This is a genomic window from Nonomuraea sp. NPDC049714 (assembly GCF_044465295.1).
GTDB lineage: Bacteria > Actinomycetota > Actinomycetes > Streptosporangiales > Streptosporangiaceae > Nonomuraea.
Window position 1 is genome coordinate 129193 of the sequence record NZ_JBITLM010000004.1, and the last position, 15066, is coordinate 144258.

The following is a 15066-nucleotide window of genomic DNA, read 5'->3' on the forward strand; positions in this document are numbered from 1 at the left end:
AGCAGCACGGCTACTTTCCGTCTGCTAAAAATTGGCGAATGCTTGCCCGAGTCGCCCTTGCGGCGATCATCGCAGCGGCCCCCACCGCGCACACCCGCGTGGTCTCGGCCGACCCGGTCGACAGCACCCCTCATGTGCTCGACGGCATCGTGAACGCCATCGCGCTGGTCGGCGGCACCGTCGTGGTCGGCGGTTCGTTCACCGCCGTCGCCGACTCGACCAGGACCACCAGCTATTCACGCGCCAACCTGTTCGCCTACGACCTGGCCACCGGCCGGGTGCTGCCCGACTTCGCGCCGAGCGTGCGCGGCCCGGTGCACAGCCTGGTCGCGGGCGAGTCCGGCACCGTCTACGTCGGCGGCGACTTCCACTCCATCGACAACACCCGGATCCGGTCGCTGGCGCGCCTCAGCGTGGCCACGGGACAGCCCGTGCGCTCGTTCGCGCCGGAGATCTCCGGCGGCTCGGTCACCACGCTGGCCCGTCGCGGCTCCGACCTCTACGCCGGCGGCGACTTCACCCGGCCGCGCGTCGGGCTGGCCGGCCTGAACGCCACGACAGGCGCCGCCGATCCCCGCTTCACGATCACGCCGGGCGAACCGCTGACCAGGAACGTGCGGGTGCACGCGATCGCGGCCACGGCCAACCGGCTCCTGGTCGACGGCAGTTTCACCACCCTCGACGGGCGGTCCCGGCCGCAGCTCGGGCTGATCGACATCAGCGGCGCCACGGCCAAGCTCGCGAACTGGCGCAGCGAGGCGTACCTGAAAAAGTGCAAGGACACCTTTCCCTCCTACGTACGCGGCCTGGACTTCTCGCCCGACGGGCGTTATTTCGTGGTCGTCACCACGGGCGGGCCCCGGAGCGGCATGTGCGACACCGCGGCCAGGTTCGAGACCTATGCGAGCGGGCAGCGGATCAAACCGACCTGGGTCAACTGGACGGGCGGCGACTCTCTGTACGCGGTGTCGGTGACGGGCGGCGCGGTCTACGTGGGCGGCCACCAGCGGTGGCTGAACAACCCGAGGGGCCGCGACTCGGCCGGCCCCGGAGCGGTGCCGCGTGAGGGCATCGGCGCCATTCATCCACGCACCGGAAAGGCGCTGAGTTGGAATCCCGGCCGGGAGCGCGGGATCGGCGTGAAGGCCTTTCTGGCGCACCGCGGCGGACTACTAGTCGGTAGCGACACAACCCGACTCGGACGGGAGTACCATGCCCGGATTGGCATGTTCCCTCTGCCCTAGTCGCCCTGCGGCTTCGGGTGGTCGATCTTGTCGCTGATGCGCGCGCTCATGGCATCGCGCTGTTTGGACAGCAGGACGTAGCTGGCGACTCCGCTGATCACGAAGGACAAAATGATCAGCCACAGTGGGTTAGCGACACCGAGCAGCCACAGCACACCCAGAGTTACGAGAAACAGGCCGATCCGCGACATGGTGTAAACGAGAACAGGACGCACAGGTCGAGATTACTCGCCCGGGGCATCCGGTCGCTCTTCGCATCGGGCGCGAGCGCTGCTACTGTTCCCAGTAAGGATGTTTCGTAAAGAAACACCCACGAGAGCCCCAAAGAGGCTCTATGATATAACAATCGGGCAGTCAGCTGATAACAACCCGTGATCTTTGTAGAAAACCACGGATAAATCAGGCTTCGCTCGACACACTAGTTACCTGTCCGCCCGCTGGCAGGAAGCGGGATGCGAGGGGGAGAGATTGGTGGAGAGTAGCAGCGAGCGTCTGCTGACCCCTGGAGAGGTTGCCGCCCTCTTCCGGGTAGACCCAAAAACGGTTACGCGCTGGGCCGCGGCAGGCCGCATCAGCAGTATCCGCACCCCCGGAGGGCACCGGCGCTTCCGTGAATCGGAAGTGCACGCCCTCCTCCGTGGTGAGGATGTTCTTACGGCCGACAGGCCAACAGGCGAGTCCCCGCGCGTTTGACGTACCGTCCAAGTCGGTGATCCTGTACGCAGGGTCACCGAGACGGGACCTCTGTCCGCGTGCCAACCGCACCATCCGTACGGCGAGCACGGGAAAGGCGTCAACCACCGATCGTGGCTGGCGCCTGGCCAGTTCACAGCGCGTTCACAGCGCCCCCTCGCTCACGCGCCTTCCTGGTCGGCCTTGAACGCCAGGAACTCCCGCTCCAGCTCGTCGTTCTCCTCAGCCCAGCGGCGACGGCGCTCGGCCGCCTCATCCTCGGTCAGCGACTCCTGCAACCACCGGTCGTACTCGGGATCGCCCGGCTCGACCTCGACGTACGCGTTCCCGATCAGGCGCCCGTCTTCGCTGGTCAGGCTCTGCGGCACGCGCAGGGTCCCGTCAGCGAGGCGGATGACGTACATTGCCGATCACCTAGATTCCGTAGCGCCGGTTGAAGAACAGCATCACGTCGAGCGCCATCCGCGTGTTGCCGCCGAGCATGTCCACCAGGGCCGGCCGCTGACGCGAGGCGATGGCGGCGAAGGCGTCGGCGAAGAACTCCTTGCGCCCCAGCCCGCCGCCCTGGCGATGGAAGGACGACGCCAGGAGCGGGGTGAGCTCCTCGAAGAGCGCCACGAACTCCGGCGTGTCCGACACCCAGACGCCCAGCGCCGCGTCGATGTCGTCGATGGCGTGCCCCACCTCGTGCATCATCACGTCCGGTGTCGGTGAGGGCCGGTCCCCCACCACGATCTTGCGATCTCCGTAGGCCCCCGCGCAGATGTCCCACGTCGCCCGGCCCGACGGCAGGGGCGCGCCCCGCAGGTAACCCATGTCGTCCAGGTCCGGCACCCCACCGGGCCCCACATAGATGCCTTCGAGCCCGTTGACGAGCCTTTCCTTGATCCGGTCAGGCAGCCTGGCCAGGCTCTCCACGGCCCGCACGACGTCCATCGACGGCCGGCCTCTCCTGGCGTCCCACTGCCGGTGCAGGATCGCCTCCAGTTTTCCGCAGTGGCGCAGCCCGTCGCCCTGCAGAGGCGCGTCGGGACGGTTCGGCTGCGCCCTGGGTAAGGCGTCGTCGAGCTCGAAGTCCTGCCAGGTGTAACGAGGGCGCTCCACCACGGCGGCGGACAGGCGCTCGCCCTGATCCCAGCGGCGCTCACCGCCCTCCCACCGCTGACGGCCCTGACCACCCTGACCGACCTGACCGCCGGGCGGCCACGCCTGCTCGGGCTCCTCGCGCGCCCGGTCCCGGTCGCGGAATCCGTAGCCGCCCATCAGGCCGCGGCGTTCTCGGCCCCGTTCTCGGCCACTGGGCTCCTCACGCCCGCTCAGACGACGATCGCGGTCCATCGGCTCCTCTCCACCCGCCAGGCTCAGGTCACGCACGCCGGCACCTCGCCGGCCGGACAGGCGCCGGCCGCGCTCACGCGCCCGCCCGCCGTCGTTCGTCCAGATCGACCGCTCCGCGTCGGGCGCCTCGGTGCGACGCGAGAAGAGGTACGAGCCGCGCCGCCACCAGCGTCCCCGCCGATGACGTCCTTTGTCGTTGGAGAAAGCCATCGCACCTCTCACCACCCCATGACGCTCACCACACCGGATACCGAGGCCGCCTGGATGCGCGGCCCAGCCGGGGCAGACTGCGCCGAATCGTGTTCCACCGTACGACGCCGATCTTCCCTAGTCACCCGGAATGGGACATCAAGGTGGCACGATCACGCTGAGGATGGCTTACAGTTCGGGCATGGCAGGTGTCCTTGTCGGCCTGGCTCTGCTGGCCTTCTGGCTGTTTTCACTGTTCGACGTCGCTACGACCCCCGAGGAAGAGGTCAGGCACTCACCAAAAGCCGTTTGGTTGATCATCGTCGTCGCGCTCCCTCTGATCGGCGGCCTGTTCTGGATGATGCGCGGCCGTCCGAGAGTCGCGCGCGAGACCTGGTCCGTGACCCCGCGGGCCGAAGGCGAACCCGCCCCCAAGGGGCCGGACGACGACCCCGATTTCCTCCGCGAGCTTGAGCGCCGCATGCGCGGCGAAGAGAAATAACGGCGAAGAGAAACCACACGAGAGCGCCGCCCTCACCCCCCGGGCGACGCCCCACCACTACCTCGGCACGCCTCTACCAGGCCGCGCCGTACGACATCCCGGCGATCACACGTCCGCGTAGCTGTGCAGGCCCGAGATGAAGATGTTCACGCCGAACAGGTTGAACAGCAGGCAGGCGAAGGCCACCAGCTGGACGATCGTGGCGCGCTGGCCACGCCAGCCGGCCGTGACGCGGGCGTGCAGGTAGGCCGCGTAGCCCACCCAGGTGATGAAGGACCAGACCTCCTTGGGGTCCCAGCCCCAGTAGCGGCCCCAGGCCCGGTCGGCCCAGAGCGCGCCCGCGATGACGGCGAAGGTCCACACCGGGAAGGCCAGGACGATCGCGCGGTTGGCCACCTTCTCCAGCTCCGCCTTCGACGGCAGCCGGGAGGGGCCCTCCTTGCGGACGAGGTAGAGGATGCCCGCCACCCCGGCCATGATGAACAGGCCGCTGGCCAGGATCGCGGCGGTGACGTGGATGGCGATCCAGTAGGAGTCGAGCGCGGGCACCACGGGCCCCGCCGAGGTGTAGAGCGCCTTCACCGCCAGGCCGAGGCCCAGGGCGGCGGTGACCATGACGAAGGCGCCGAGGAAGCGCACGTTCCGCCGGAACTGGGTGGCCAGGAAGGCGGTCACCGCGGCGAAGCAGATGCCCACCACGAACTCGTACATGTTGCCCCACGGCCACCGGTCGGCGGCCAGGCCGCGGGTGGCGATGGCGCCGAGGTTGGCGGCCCAGCCGAGCCAGGCGAGCCCCAGGGCCACCAGCCCGGCCTTGAGCGACCAGTCCGGCCCGTCCGGCCCGTTCGGCAGGTCCGCCCCGTCCGGCCCATGCGACCGGTCCGGCCTGTCGCCGTGCCCGGCCACCTCGGCGCCCGCGTCCGCCTCGTCCACCTGGATCTCGCCCGGTGTGCCGGATCCCGCGGCCCCCACGGCCGCGGGAGCCTTGGCCCGCTCACGCACGGACGCCCGGTCGGGCCGAGCCCGGCCGAAGGCGAGCTCCACCGCGAAACCGACCATGGAGAACAGGTAGAGCAGGACTGCTGCGACCACGAACAGGTCACTCAGTTCGGCGAGTCCTTCAGCGGTCATCCTTGTCTCCTGCTTGTAGAACCTTCACGATGTCGTCGAACTCCTCCGAGAAACCCGCCGCCGAACCTTCGGTGCGGGTCAGCCCGCCCACCTCGACCGTGCCGTCCTTGACCCGCACCCATACCCTGCGGCGGCGGATCATCAGCGACAGCACGATGGAAACGGTGGCCAGGGCGGCCGCCACCAGGGCGGGGACCCGGCCGGGATCGTAGGCGATCTGGAGCGTCATCCACTCCTTGACCGCGACGAACTCCAGCTTGCCCGCGTCATCGGGCAGGTCGAGCGACTCCCCGACCGCGAGCGGCTCGGGCACGGCGGTGCCCATGACCAGCGGCTTGAGCTTCTTCATCACCTCGGGCGGGGCGAGCTCGTAAACCGACTGCGGCTGCCCGGAGCGCACCCCGAGGTCGCCGGTGAACGCCCCCAGGACCTGCACCTCGGGCTGGAGCGCACCGGGGAACGCCGAGGCGAAGGTGCCGTCGGTCAGCGGCACGCTGGTGGGCAGGAACCTGAGCAGGAACCCGAGCTGCGACGGCCGCGCGTCGGGGACCTTGACCACGCAGCCCGAGGTGAGCGACGGCTTGTCCTCGATCAGGCACGGCACCGGCCCCTCGAAGGCGACCTGCCCCTTGCCGTCGGTCACTTTGAAGACGGGGGCGTAACCGTGGCCGAGGAGGTAGGTCTGCGTGCCGTCGACCTCCAGCGGCTCGTTGACCTTGAGCTCGTAGTCGCGGGCGGCCGCCCCCGGTGAGTCGGTGACCTTCAGGAAGCCGGAGTAGTCGAGCTCCTGCCCCTTCTTGTCGCCCCCGACCTGGTAGGTGGCCCTGAAGTCGGTCAGCTCGAAGCTGAACGGCTCCAGCGACTCCGCCGACACCTGCTGGCCGGGGATGAACCGGTCGTAGGCGGCCACGGTGTTGGCGAACCCGTCGCCCTCGGCCACCAGCACGTTGCCGCGGTAGCCGTACAAGGATCCGAAACCGACGGCGACCAGCAGGCCGAGCAGTGAGATGTGGAAGAGCAGGTTGCCGGTCTCGCGCAGATAGCCCTTCTCGGCGGACACCCAGCCGTCGCCCGTGTCCACGCGGAAGCGCAGCTTGCGCAGCCGCCGGGCGGACTCCTCGACGGTCAGCTCGCCCGCGAAGGAGGCGGAGTGGGGCAGGCGGGAGAGGTTGCGCGGCGCGGCGGGCGGCCTGCGGCGCAGCTCGCGGACGTAGGTGGCGGTGCGCGGGAGGACGCAGCCGATCAGCGAGGTGAACAGCAGCAGGTAGATCGCCGCGAACCAGACGGAGGTGAAGACGTCGAAGAGTTGGAAGCGGTCGTACCACCCGGCCAGCGCCGGGCTCTCCTGGTAGAGGGTCGCCACCTTGCCCGGCTCGACGCCGCGCTGCGGCAGCAGGGAGCCGGGCACGCTCGCCAGCGCGAACAGGAACAACAGGATCAGCGCCGTCTTCATCGAGGTGAGCGTGCGCCAGCCCCAGCGCAGCCAGCCGGTGAGACCCATGCCCACCCGGTTGGGCGACTGCTCCCGCTCCAGCTCGCCGACGCTCATCAGATCACCGGCCTGAAGGCGCCGATCAGGCCCTGCATGGTCGCGATCATTTCCCCCCAGAGGCCGGTCACCAGCGCCAGCCCGACGGCCACCATCATGACGCCGCCGATCCTGGTGATCAGCCGCGAGTGCTTGCGGATGGCGCTGAAGGTGCGCAGCGCCCTGCTGTAGGCGAAGGCGGCGGCCACGAACGGCAGCCCGAGCCCGAGCGCGTAGGCCACGGCGAGCAGCGCGCCCCGTGAGGCGCTGCCCTCGTTCAGCCCGAGGCCGAGCACCACGGCCAGGGTGGGGCCGATGCACGGCGTCCAGCCCAGCCCGAACACCACGCCGAGCAGCGGCGCGCCGGCCAGCCCCGCGGCGGGCATCCGGTGGATGCGCACGTCACGCATCAGCCCGGGGATCACGCCGAGGAAGGCGAGCCCGAGCAGGATCGTGAGCACGCCGAGCACGCGCGTGATGAGGTCGGCGTTGACCAGCAGGAGCCTGCCGAGCCCGCCGAACAGCGCGCCGGTGGCCACGAACACCGCCCCGAACCCGGCCACGAACAGCGACGTGCCGAGCACCAGCCGCCCCCGCTTGGGGTCGGCGCTCATCCCGGTCACGTACGACAGATAGCCCGGCACCAGCGGCAGCACGCACGGGGACAGGAACGACACGAGCCCGGCCAGCACCGCGATCGGCACGGCCAGCAGCAGCGAGCCGGAGGCGACGATGTCATTCATCGGGGTCACTCATCGCAGTCACTCATCGCGCACCTTGGTCACCGTGTTCATCAGGTCGGTGTACTTGACCGCGCCGAGCGCCCTGGCGGCGATCCTGCCCTGCTCGTCGATGATCAGCGTGGACGGGATGGCGGCGGGCGGTACCGTGCCCTGGAAGGCCAGCGCGACCTTGCCGGGCTGGTCGAAGATGCTCGGGTAGCCGCTCTGCTCGGTGCGCTCGAACGCCAGCGCGTCGGCCTTCCGGTCCTTGAAGTCGACGCCGATGAACTCCACCCCGGCGCCCTTGGTCTTGGCCGCGACCTCCTTGAGCACCGGCGCCTCGGCCCGGCAGGGCCCGCACCAGGACGCCCAGAAGTTGATCACGACGACCTTGCCCTTGTGCGCGGCCAGCGAGGTGGTGCCGCCGTCGAGGGTGGGCCCTTCGATCGCGGGCGCGGGCTGACGGTCGGCCGCCTCGAACACCTGCATCTTGCCGTCGCCCGCGACGAACCGGGTGTCGCCCGCCGTGGGCTGGCCGCTCTGGCTTCCCGCGCAGCCGGCGGCCAGCAGAGCCAGCACGGCGATGGAGACTGACACGGAGATTGACTTCGCGCGCACGGAGGAAGATCTCCTTGTACTACAGCCGGTAGAGCTTGCAACTCTACCGGCGGTGTCAGGCGCCCGGGACGCTGGGGCCCCTCTGCAGCGATCCGGCCGGCTCGCTGTAGCCGACGCTGACGAGGCGGTCGCCGTCGAAGGTGAGCGTGGTGAGGCTGGCCAGCGCGCACTGCCTGCGCCGCGGGTCGTGCCAGAGCCTGCGCCGGCCCTCCGCCGTTATCCGGATCGCCCAGATCGGCAGCTGGTGGCTGACGAGCACCGCCTCGTGGCCGCGCACCGCCTCCCGGGCGTCCTCGATCATCGAGCGCATCCGCGCCACGATCACGGGGTACGGCTCCCCCCAGGAGGGGCGCAGCGGATTCCAGAAGTAGCGGTAGTTGCGTGGGCTGCGCAGGATCCGCAGGCCCTTGCCGACCGTCCGCCCCTCCAGCAGGTTGCCCGCCTCGACCAGCCGCTCGTCGGTGATGATGTCGAGGCCGAGGGTGGCCGCGACCGGGGTCGCGGTCTGCTGGGCGCGCTCCAGCGGCGAGCTGTAGACGGCCTTGATGTCACGTCCGGCCAAGGCCTTGGCGACGGTCTTGGCCATCAACTGCCCGTTCTCCGACAGGTTGTAGCCGGGCAGCCGACCGTAGAGGATGCCACTGGGATTGTGCACCTCACCGTGACGCAAAAGGTGAACGACGGTGGTTTCAGCCATGGTGGGCCTCAGCTTAGCCGGTTCCCTCCCCTTGCCCGCCAGGCCTGATCACCCGTGAGTAGAGTCGGGGCGATCGGAAGGAGCCGCCCGCTTGGACCCCAGGGCGCTGGTCCTCGTCCTCGTCGCCGCCATCGCGCACGCCACCTGGAACCTGCTGAGCAAGAGGGCCGCCCAGGCGGACAGCCTCGTCTTCATCTGGCTCGTGGCCGCCGTGGCGGCGGTGATCTGGAGCCCGCTGTTCGCCGGGTTCCTGCTGATCGCCAGGCCCGCGCTGTCGTGGGGCGACCTGGCGGTGATCAGTGGCAGCACGGCGCTGCATCTGGGCTACTTCGTGCTGCTGCAGCGCGGCTACGGCAAGGGCGACCTGTCCATCGTCTATCCCGTCGCGCGGGGCACCGGGCCGATGCTGGCGAGCCTGGTCGCCGTGCTGTTCCTGGGCGAGCGTCCCACCGCTGTGGGCGTCGCCGGCATCGTCCTGGTGGGGGTGGGCGTGTTCCTGATGAGCGGCGGGAGCGGCCGGGGCGATCTGAAGGGGCTGGCGTCCGGGCTGGCGACCGGGTTGTTCATCGCGGGCTACACGGTGTGGGACTCGCGGGTGGTGGGCGTGTTCGCGGTGGCGCCGCTCATGCTCAACTATCTGGGCGAGGTGGGGCGGGCGCTGGCGCTCGCCCCGGCGGTGCTCGGCGGGCGGCGCAGGGCGCTGATCCTGCCGGTCTGGCGGGAACACCGCGCCGGGGTGCTCGGCGCCGCGGTGCTGACCTTCGTGTCCTACCTGCTGGTGCTGATCGCCTTCACGATGGCGCCGGTCAGCGTGGTGGCACCGGCCCGCGAGATCAGCGTACTGATCGCCGTCGTGCTGGGCGGCAGCCTGCTCGCCGAGCACGGGCTGCGGCACCGGCTGGTGGCGGCCGGCGTGATCCTCTTCGGGATCGTCGCGATCGCGCTCAGCTGATCGCCCTCAGCTGACGGTCAGCTCCGGCTCGCTCGCCCACGCGTTCTCCTGCGTCGCGCTGGCCCGCACCAGCGCCTCGACGGTGGCCCTGATGGCCGGCCGCCGGGCCGCGTCGGTGCGCCACAGGGCGTAGATGCGGCGGGTCTGCCTGGGCCGCAGCGGGATGAGGCGGACGTTGTCCGGCACCGGGTCGCGGCCGAGCCGGGGCACGATCGAGCAGCCGAGCCCGGCCGCGACCAGGGCCAGATGGGTGGGGTACTCGTCGGCCATGTAGGCGATCTCGGGCTCGATCTGCGCCGCGCGCAGCGTGAAGACCAGCCAGTCGTGGCAGATGGTGCCGGGCGAGGAGGCGATCCACCGCTCGTCGCGCAGCGCGGACAGCTCGATCTCCTTGTTGCCGGCCAGGGGATGGTCCAGGGGCACGGCCACGTCGGCGATGTCGTCGATCAGCGTCTTCCTGGACAGTCCGTCGGGGATGGCCATCGGCCTGTTGAGCCAGTCCTGCACCACCACTAGGTCGAGCTCGCCCCTGGCCACCTCGCGCAGCATCCGCTCCGGCTCGCGCTCGTACAGCTGCATCCACAGGTCGGGGTGGCGCTGCCTGAGCTCGGTCAGCGCGGGGGGCATCAGCCCCCGGGCCGCCGTGGGGAACGCGCCCACGTTGAGCCGGCCGACGACCTCGCCGCGCAGCGCCTCGAAGTCCGCCTCGGCGGTCTCGACCAGTGCCAGGATCCGCTCGGCGTGCTCGGCGAGCAGTCCGGCCGCGTCCGTCAGCCTGACGCCGCGCCCGTTGCGCTCGATGAGGCGGGCCCCGGTCTCCCGCTCCAGCTTGGCGAGCTGCTGTGACACGGCCGACGGGGTGACCATGAGCGCGTCCGCCGCGGCGCCGACCGAGCCGTACACGTGGACGGCGTGAAGGGCCTTGAGGCGGTTCAAGTCCAACATGTAAGCCAGCCTAAAGGGTTAAGCGTAGAAAGTCTCGCTTGTGGTGAACTCTGTAGCGTTGGAACATATATGCATGAGAATCATTAAGGCGAAGAAGAACCGTACCGAGTCCGTCTCCTACCTCCAGAGCCTCGCCGAGCAGGCCCGCAACCAGCGCAGCCGCTCCCGCAAGCCCGCCACCGCGTGAGGCCGGGCCACCTGGCTCTCGCCATCGGCCTCGCCGCCGTCTGGGGCGTCAACTTCGTCGTCATGCAGGTGGGCCTGGAGCACTTCCCGCCCCTGCTGTACGCGTCGTTGCGGTTCGCCCTGGCGGCCTTCCCCGCTCTGCTCCTGGTCGGGCGGCCGGGGGTGCCGTGGCGCTGGGTCGTCGCGGTGGCGGCCACCATCGGAGTCGGCCAGTTCGGCCTGCTGCTCGTCGGCATGCGAGCCGGGATGCCGGCCGGGCTGACCTCCCTGGTCCTGCAGATGCAGGTCCTGTTCACCATCCTGTTCGCGGTGACGCTGCTCGGCGAGCGGCTCACCGCCCGACGCGTCGCCGGCCTGGCCGTCGCCTTCGGCGGCCTGGCCCTCGTCGCCTTCGACTTCGGCATGTCAGGCCCGGTGGGCGCGTTCGCCCTCTGCGTGGCCGCGGCGGCCGCCTGGGGCCTCGGCAACGTGGCCCAGCGCAAGGCCGCCCCGCCGGACTCGCTGCGCTTCATGGTCTGGGTCAGCGCCCTGTCCGCGCCCCCGCTGCTGCTGCTCTCCCTCCTGGTGGAGGGCGTCCCCGACCTGGCCGCCCCCGCCGCCGGCTGGCTCTCCCTGGCCTACGTCGCCTTCGTCTCCACCCTCGGCGGCTTCGGCGTCTGGGGCTTCCTGCTGCGCCGCTACGACGCCTCGACCGTGGCGCCCTACACGCTGCTGGTCCCGGTCTTCGGCATGTCCTCGGCCGCCCTGGTCACCGGCGAGGCCGTCTCCTGGCTCCAGCTCCTCGCCGCCGCCCTCATCGTGACCGGCGTCCTGTACGCGGGCACCCGCCCCCGCGCCCTGAAGCCCGCCCTGGCCCACTGAGACACACCATTTGCAGGACGACCCCGCTCGCGAAAACAGGAAAACTCCGCTCGCAGAATCACGAAAAGTCCGCTCGCAGATCTGGGAAACTCGGCTCGCAGATCTGGGAAGATGCAGTGAGACGCACTGACTTCCCAGGTGAGGAGCCTGATGGAGCTACTCCCTAGACTTGCCGCCGAGGGGCTCAAAGATCTGCTCGCCGAGCTGCGGATCGTCGTCGTCAACGGACCACGGCAGTGCGGCAAGACCACGCTGCTCCAGGCTTGCAGGAAGTTCGGGGATGCGACCTTCGTCACCCTCGACGACCCCTCGCATCTGGCCTTCGCCATGGACGACCCACGCACCTTGGCTCGTCGCCGACCGCAGCCGGTGATCATCGATGAGATTCAGCGTGCCGGTGATCCGCTGATCCTTGCGATCAAACAGGTGGTCGACGAGGACTGGAGCCCAGGACAGTTCGTCCTCTCGGGCTCCACCCGGTTCCTCAGCGTGCCGACCCTGTCGGAGTCCCTCGCCGGACGCGTGGCCTTCGTGGATCTGTGGCCGTTCGCGGTCACCGAACGCACTGGGGGCACGGGCGGCTTCTGCGATCAGCTCTTCGCGGACCCGAGCTCCGTGACCCAGCGGGCATCGGCATGGACGAGGGATGACTACATCAAGCTCATCTGCCACGGCAGCTACCCGGAAGTGCTCCGGCTGACCTCGCCCGTCGCCATCAGGCAATGGTTCCGGGGCTATCTGGACACGGTGATCTTCCGCGACATCCAGGAATTCGCCCAGGTCAACAAGGTGCGGGCGATACCCGACCTCATCGCCCTTGTGGCCGCTCGCGCAGGCGGCCAATTGGTCCTCTCGCACCTTTCCAACAGCCTGGGGCTGGACGCGACGACCGTCCGCTCCTATCTGGCCTATCTGGAAACGGTCTTCCTGGTCGCCTCCGCACCGGCATGGTCCAACAACTTCTCCGCGCGGGTCACGCATGCGCCCAAGACCTACGTGACCGACAGCGGCCTGGCCGCGCACCTGCTCGACGTGGACGCCGAGTCCCTGCTGGCGCCAGGACATCCCGCACTCGGCGGGCTGCTCGAAACGTTCGTCTTCGCGGAGCTGCTCAAGCTGTCCACCTTCGCCCGCCGGCACGTCGTGGTGCGGCACTACCGCGACAGGGACAAGCGGGAGGTGGATTTCATCCTCGAACGCCGGGACGGGAGCGTCATCGGCATAGAAGTGAAGGCTTCCGCGACGCCCAAACCCGAGGACGCGAGACACCTTCGCTGGCTGAGGGACACTCTCGGCGACAGGTTCCGCGCCGGCTATGTGCTCCACTTGGGCGACACGAACCTGCCCTCCGGTGACCGCATCTTCTTCACTCCGCTGTCCGCGCTGTGGGACCACGCCGAGCCCGGCGTGCTCCGGCCGCGGCTGCCCGGTGGCGCCGGTTAGAGGGCCGCCGCCGCGGCCTTCGCCGCGGCCGGCAGCGCGTCGGCGACGCGGCTGAGCGCCTCGTCGTCGTGGGAGGCCGACAGGAACCACGCCTCGTAGGCGGACGGCGGCAGGTAGACGCCCCGGTCCAGCATCGCGTGGAAGAACGCCTGGTAGGCCGCCGTGCTCTGCGTCCGGGCCTCGGCGAAGTTCGTCACCGGGCGGTCGGTGAAGAAGATCGAGAACAGGTTGCCCGCCGTCTGCAGCCGGTGCGGCACTCCCGCCGCCTCCAGCGCGTGCGCCGCCGCCGTCGCGACCGTCGACGCCGCCGCGTTGATCTTCGTGTACGCCTCCGCGTCCAGGGCGTGCAGCGTGGCCAGGCCCGCCGCGCAGGCCAGCGGGTTACCCGAAAGGGTGCCCGCCTGATAGACCGGCCCCTCCGGCGCGAGGTGGGCCATGACGTCCGCCCGGCCGCCGAACGCCGCCGCCGGCAGCCCCCCGCCCATGACCTTGCCGAACGTCACCAGGTCCGGCTCCACCGGGTCCAGGCCGTACCAGCCGGAGTGGGAGACGCGGAAGCCGGTGAGGACCTCGTCGACGATCAGCAGCGCGCCGTTGGCGGTGCAGAGCTCCCGCAGGCGGGCGTTGAACCCGTCGAGCGGCGGCACGATCCCCATGTTGGCCGGGCAGGCCTCGGTGATCACGCAGGCGATCTCGGCGGACGCGAACGCCGCCTCGACGGCCTCGATCGAGTTGTACGGCAGCACGATCGTGTCGGCGGCCGACGCCCCGGTCACCCCGGGCGTGTCCGGCAGCCCGAACGTCGCCACCCCCGACCCGGCGGAGGCGAGCAGCGCGTCGACATGGCCGTGGTAGCAGCCGGCGAACTTGACCACCTTGGAGCGCCCGGTGAACCCACGGGCCAGCCGCACCGCGCTCATCGTCGCCTCGGTGCCGGAGCTGACCAGGCGGATCTTCTCCACCGGCGCGACCCGGGCCACGATCGCCTCGGCCAGCGCCACCTCGCCCGGCGTCGCGGTGCCGTAGGAGAACCCGTGTGCCACCGCCTTCGACACGGCCTCCACGACGGCGGGATGCCGGTGCCCCAGGATCATCGGCCCCCAGGAGCAGACCAGGTCGACGTAACGGTTGCCGTCGGCGTCGGTGATGTAGGGCCCCTGACCCGAGACCATGAAGCGCGGCGTCCCCCCGACGGCGCCGAACGCGCGAACCGGCGAGTTGACGCCGCCCGGCACGACGGCGCAGGCGCGGGCGAACAGGTCCTCGGAGTTCTGTGTACGGCTCACCCGACCAGATTAGAACCCGCCCCAGGCGCTCCCGGCATCGGCCGACACCCACGCCCGCCCTCGATGCCTGTCCTACACCGACGAGCTAGTCGGCGAGCCACTCCAGGACGCGTAGCGGGTCCGGCAGCGGGCGGCCGTCCGGGGGGCGGAGCCAGGAGACCGGCTGGCCCGTGGGGAGCGTGGACGGCGGCGCGAGGACGTAGCTGTCGCGGCAGTGCCAGCGCAGTCCCGGGGTGTCCTCGATGGTGGCCGGGTCGCAGTCGAGCTGACAGGACCACCACTCGTCCTCGTCCTCGGGGTTGCCCCGGGTGGCCACATAGAAAAGGACCCGGTCACCGTTGGCGGCGACCGGGCCCGAGTCAGCTCCGGCGTTGTCGATCCGCGTGAGGGCGGACAGGCCGGTGGGCAGGGGGACGTCGAAGACGTCGAACACGCGTCCGGTGGGCAAGATGACGTTGGCCTCGGGGTCACGCTGCCACCAGCGCGTGAGCTGGGTGGCGTCCGTCGTGGCCTGGATGTGCCAGGCGGGCGAGATCGGGTGCGCGCCCGGGTCGGGACAGCCCACGCGGTCGCAGGAGCACGCGCGGGAGCCTCGTCGCAGCGGGGAGGCGCCGGGCACACACGGCCACCCGAGGGCGGCATAACCCAGCACGGAGTCGATTCGCGTCGCTCGTGACCGCTTTTTGGAACGCCGAGCTAGAGGTACCCCCACCATATGGTGTCTCCCGTCA

The 15066-nt window shown here is 70.1% G+C and carries 17 protein-coding genes; 6 read left to right on the top strand and 11 right to left on the bottom strand.

Features of this window, described 5'->3' with window-relative positions; all coding sequences use genetic code 11:
- Positions 1–38 precede the first annotated feature (38 nt).
- Positions 39–1244: a hypothetical protein gene (locus ACIBQX_RS17935; protein ID WP_397005700.1), complete on the top strand. Its 1206-nt coding sequence runs from the start codon at positions 39–41 to the stop codon at positions 1242–1244.
- On the opposite strand, the gene ACIBQX_RS17940 is transcribed toward ACIBQX_RS17935, so the two are convergent.
- Complete coding sequence (locus tag ACIBQX_RS17940) at positions 1241–1435, bottom strand: DUF4229 domain-containing protein (protein WP_397005701.1); 195 nt, start codon at positions 1433–1435, stop codon at positions 1241–1243. The two genes, ACIBQX_RS17935 and ACIBQX_RS17940, sit on opposite strands and share 4 nt — an antisense overlap.
- A gap of 280 nt (positions 1436–1715) precedes the next feature.
- Here ACIBQX_RS17940 and ACIBQX_RS17945 point away from each other — a divergent pair, with 280 nt between their 5' ends.
- Positions 1716–1937, top strand: a complete 222-nt coding sequence (locus ACIBQX_RS17945) for a BldC family transcriptional regulator (protein WP_181616591.1) — start codon at positions 1716–1718, stop codon at positions 1935–1937.
- Positions 1938–2098: 161 nt separating this feature from the next.
- On the opposite strand, the gene ACIBQX_RS17950 is transcribed toward ACIBQX_RS17945, so the two are convergent.
- Positions 2099–2341, bottom strand: a complete 243-nt coding sequence (locus ACIBQX_RS17950) for a hypothetical protein (protein ID WP_397005703.1) — start codon at positions 2339–2341, stop codon at positions 2099–2101.
- A 10-nt stretch (positions 2342–2351) separates the two neighbouring features.
- Positions 2352–3485, bottom strand: a complete 1134-nt coding sequence (locus ACIBQX_RS17955) for a hypothetical protein (protein ID WP_397005705.1) — start codon at positions 3483–3485, stop codon at positions 2352–2354.
- A gap of 181 nt (positions 3486–3666) precedes the next feature.
- Between ACIBQX_RS17955 and ACIBQX_RS17960 the strand changes: the two genes are divergently transcribed.
- Positions 3667–3966, top strand: a complete 300-nt coding sequence (locus ACIBQX_RS17960) for a PLD nuclease N-terminal domain-containing protein (RefSeq protein WP_397005707.1) — start codon at positions 3667–3669, stop codon at positions 3964–3966.
- Positions 3967–4071: 105 nt separating this feature from the next.
- Here the strand turns inward: ACIBQX_RS17960 and ccsB are convergent, their stop codons facing one another.
- From ccsB to ACIBQX_RS17985, 5 genes are read right to left on the bottom strand one after another with little or no spacing between them, the layout of a single operon-like run.
- Positions 4072–5097 carry a c-type cytochrome biogenesis protein CcsB gene (gene ccsB, locus ACIBQX_RS17965; protein WP_397005709.1) on the bottom strand — a complete coding sequence of 342 codons (1026 nt, stop codon included), beginning with the start codon at positions 5095–5097 and terminating at the stop codon, positions 4072–4074.
- Positions 5087–6646 (bottom strand): cytochrome c biogenesis protein ResB, encoded by a 1560-nt coding sequence (locus ACIBQX_RS17970; RefSeq protein ID WP_397005711.1) that lies wholly within the window; start codon positions 6644–6646, stop codon positions 5087–5089. The genes ccsB and ACIBQX_RS17970 overlap by 11 nt, the downstream gene beginning before the upstream one ends.
- Entirely contained in the window at positions 6646–7368 is a 723-nt protein-coding gene (locus ACIBQX_RS17975) for a cytochrome c biogenesis CcdA family protein (RefSeq protein ID WP_397005713.1), read from the bottom strand. Before ACIBQX_RS17975 ends, ACIBQX_RS17970 begins: the two co-directional genes overlap by 1 nt.
- An 18-nt stretch (positions 7369–7386) precedes the next feature.
- Positions 7387–7965 carry a TlpA family protein disulfide reductase gene (locus tag ACIBQX_RS17980; RefSeq protein WP_397005715.1) on the bottom strand — a complete coding sequence of 193 codons (579 nt, stop codon included), beginning with the start codon at positions 7963–7965 and terminating at the stop codon, positions 7387–7389.
- Positions 7966–8020: 55 nt separating this feature from the next.
- Positions 8021–8662 carry a histidine phosphatase family protein gene (locus ACIBQX_RS17985; protein ID WP_397005717.1) on the bottom strand — a complete coding sequence of 214 codons (642 nt, stop codon included), beginning with the start codon at positions 8660–8662 and terminating at the stop codon, positions 8021–8023.
- A gap of 91 nt (positions 8663–8753) precedes the next feature.
- Here ACIBQX_RS17985 and ACIBQX_RS17990 point away from each other — a divergent pair, with 91 nt between their 5' ends.
- Positions 8754–9614, top strand: coding sequence for an EamA family transporter (locus ACIBQX_RS17990; protein ID WP_397005719.1), 861 nt, complete (start codon positions 8754–8756; stop codon positions 9612–9614).
- A gap of 6 nt (positions 9615–9620) precedes the next feature.
- Here the strand turns inward: ACIBQX_RS17990 and ACIBQX_RS17995 are convergent, their stop codons facing one another.
- Positions 9621–10559: a LysR family transcriptional regulator gene (locus tag ACIBQX_RS17995; protein ID WP_397005721.1), complete on the bottom strand. Its 939-nt coding sequence runs from the start codon at positions 10557–10559 to the stop codon at positions 9621–9623.
- Positions 10560–10742: 183 nt separating this feature from the next.
- Here ACIBQX_RS17995 and ACIBQX_RS18000 point away from each other — a divergent pair, with 183 nt between their 5' ends.
- Positions 10743–11606, top strand: coding sequence for an EamA family transporter (locus ACIBQX_RS18000; RefSeq protein ID WP_397005723.1), 864 nt, complete (start codon positions 10743–10745; stop codon positions 11604–11606).
- A 150-nt stretch (positions 11607–11756) separates the two neighbouring features.
- Complete coding sequence (locus tag ACIBQX_RS18005) at positions 11757–13049, top strand: ATP-binding protein (RefSeq protein ID WP_397005725.1); 1293 nt, start codon at positions 11757–11759, stop codon at positions 13047–13049.
- Here the strand turns inward: ACIBQX_RS18005 and hemL are convergent.
- Together hemL and ACIBQX_RS18015 are read right to left on the bottom strand one after the other, a co-directional pair.
- Positions 13046–14335, bottom strand: a complete 1290-nt coding sequence (gene hemL, locus ACIBQX_RS18010; RefSeq protein ID WP_397005727.1) for a glutamate-1-semialdehyde 2,1-aminomutase — start codon at positions 14333–14335, stop codon at positions 13046–13048. The two genes, ACIBQX_RS18005 and hemL, sit on opposite strands and share 4 nt — an antisense overlap.
- Positions 14336–14420: 85 nt before the next feature.
- The gene (locus ACIBQX_RS18015) at positions 14421–15050 is read right to left on the bottom strand and encodes a bifunctional DNA primase/polymerase (protein ID WP_397005729.1); all 630 of its coding nucleotides are present in this window, start codon (positions 15048–15050) and stop codon (positions 14421–14423) included.
- Positions 15051–15066: the final 16 nt, after the last annotated feature.

Bases quoted from the DNA above. Each gene is read 5' to 3' on its own strand.
- ACIBQX_RS17935 (WP_397005700.1), top strand. From the start codon at position 39: ATGCTTGCCCGAGTCGCCCTTGCGGCGATCATCGCAGCGGCCCCCACC.
- ACIBQX_RS17940 (WP_397005701.1), bottom strand. From the start codon at position 1,435: ATGTCGCGGATCGGCCTGTTTCTCGTAACTCTGGGTGTGCTGTGGCTG.
- ACIBQX_RS17950 (WP_397005703.1), bottom strand. From the start codon at position 2,341: ATGTACGTCATCCGCCTCGCTGACGGGACCCTGCGCGTGCCGCAGAGC.
- ACIBQX_RS17955 (WP_397005705.1), bottom strand. From the start codon at position 3,485: ATGGCTTTCTCCAACGACAAAGGACGTCATCGGCGGGGACGCTGGTGG.
- ACIBQX_RS17960 (WP_397005707.1), top strand. From the start codon at position 3,667: ATGGCAGGTGTCCTTGTCGGCCTGGCTCTGCTGGCCTTCTGGCTGTTT.
- ccsB (WP_397005709.1), bottom strand. From the start codon at position 5,097: ATGACCGCTGAAGGACTCGCCGAACTGAGTGACCTGTTCGTGGTCGCA.
- ACIBQX_RS17970 (WP_397005711.1), bottom strand. From the start codon at position 6,646: ATGAGCGTCGGCGAGCTGGAGCGGGAGCAGTCGCCCAACCGGGTGGGC.
- ACIBQX_RS17975 (WP_397005713.1), bottom strand. From the start codon at position 7,368: ATGAATGACATCGTCGCCTCCGGCTCGCTGCTGCTGGCCGTGCCGATC.
- ACIBQX_RS17985 (WP_397005717.1), bottom strand. From the start codon at position 8,662: ATGGCTGAAACCACCGTCGTTCACCTTTTGCGTCACGGTGAGGTGCAC.
- ACIBQX_RS17995 (WP_397005721.1), bottom strand. From the start codon at position 10,559: ATGTTGGACTTGAACCGCCTCAAGGCCCTTCACGCCGTCCACGTGTAC.
- ACIBQX_RS18005 (WP_397005725.1), top strand. From the start codon at position 11,757: ATGGAGCTACTCCCTAGACTTGCCGCCGAGGGGCTCAAAGATCTGCTC.
- ACIBQX_RS18015 (WP_397005729.1), bottom strand. From the start codon at position 15,050: ATGGTGGGGGTACCTCTAGCTCGGCGTTCCAAAAAGCGGTCACGAGCG.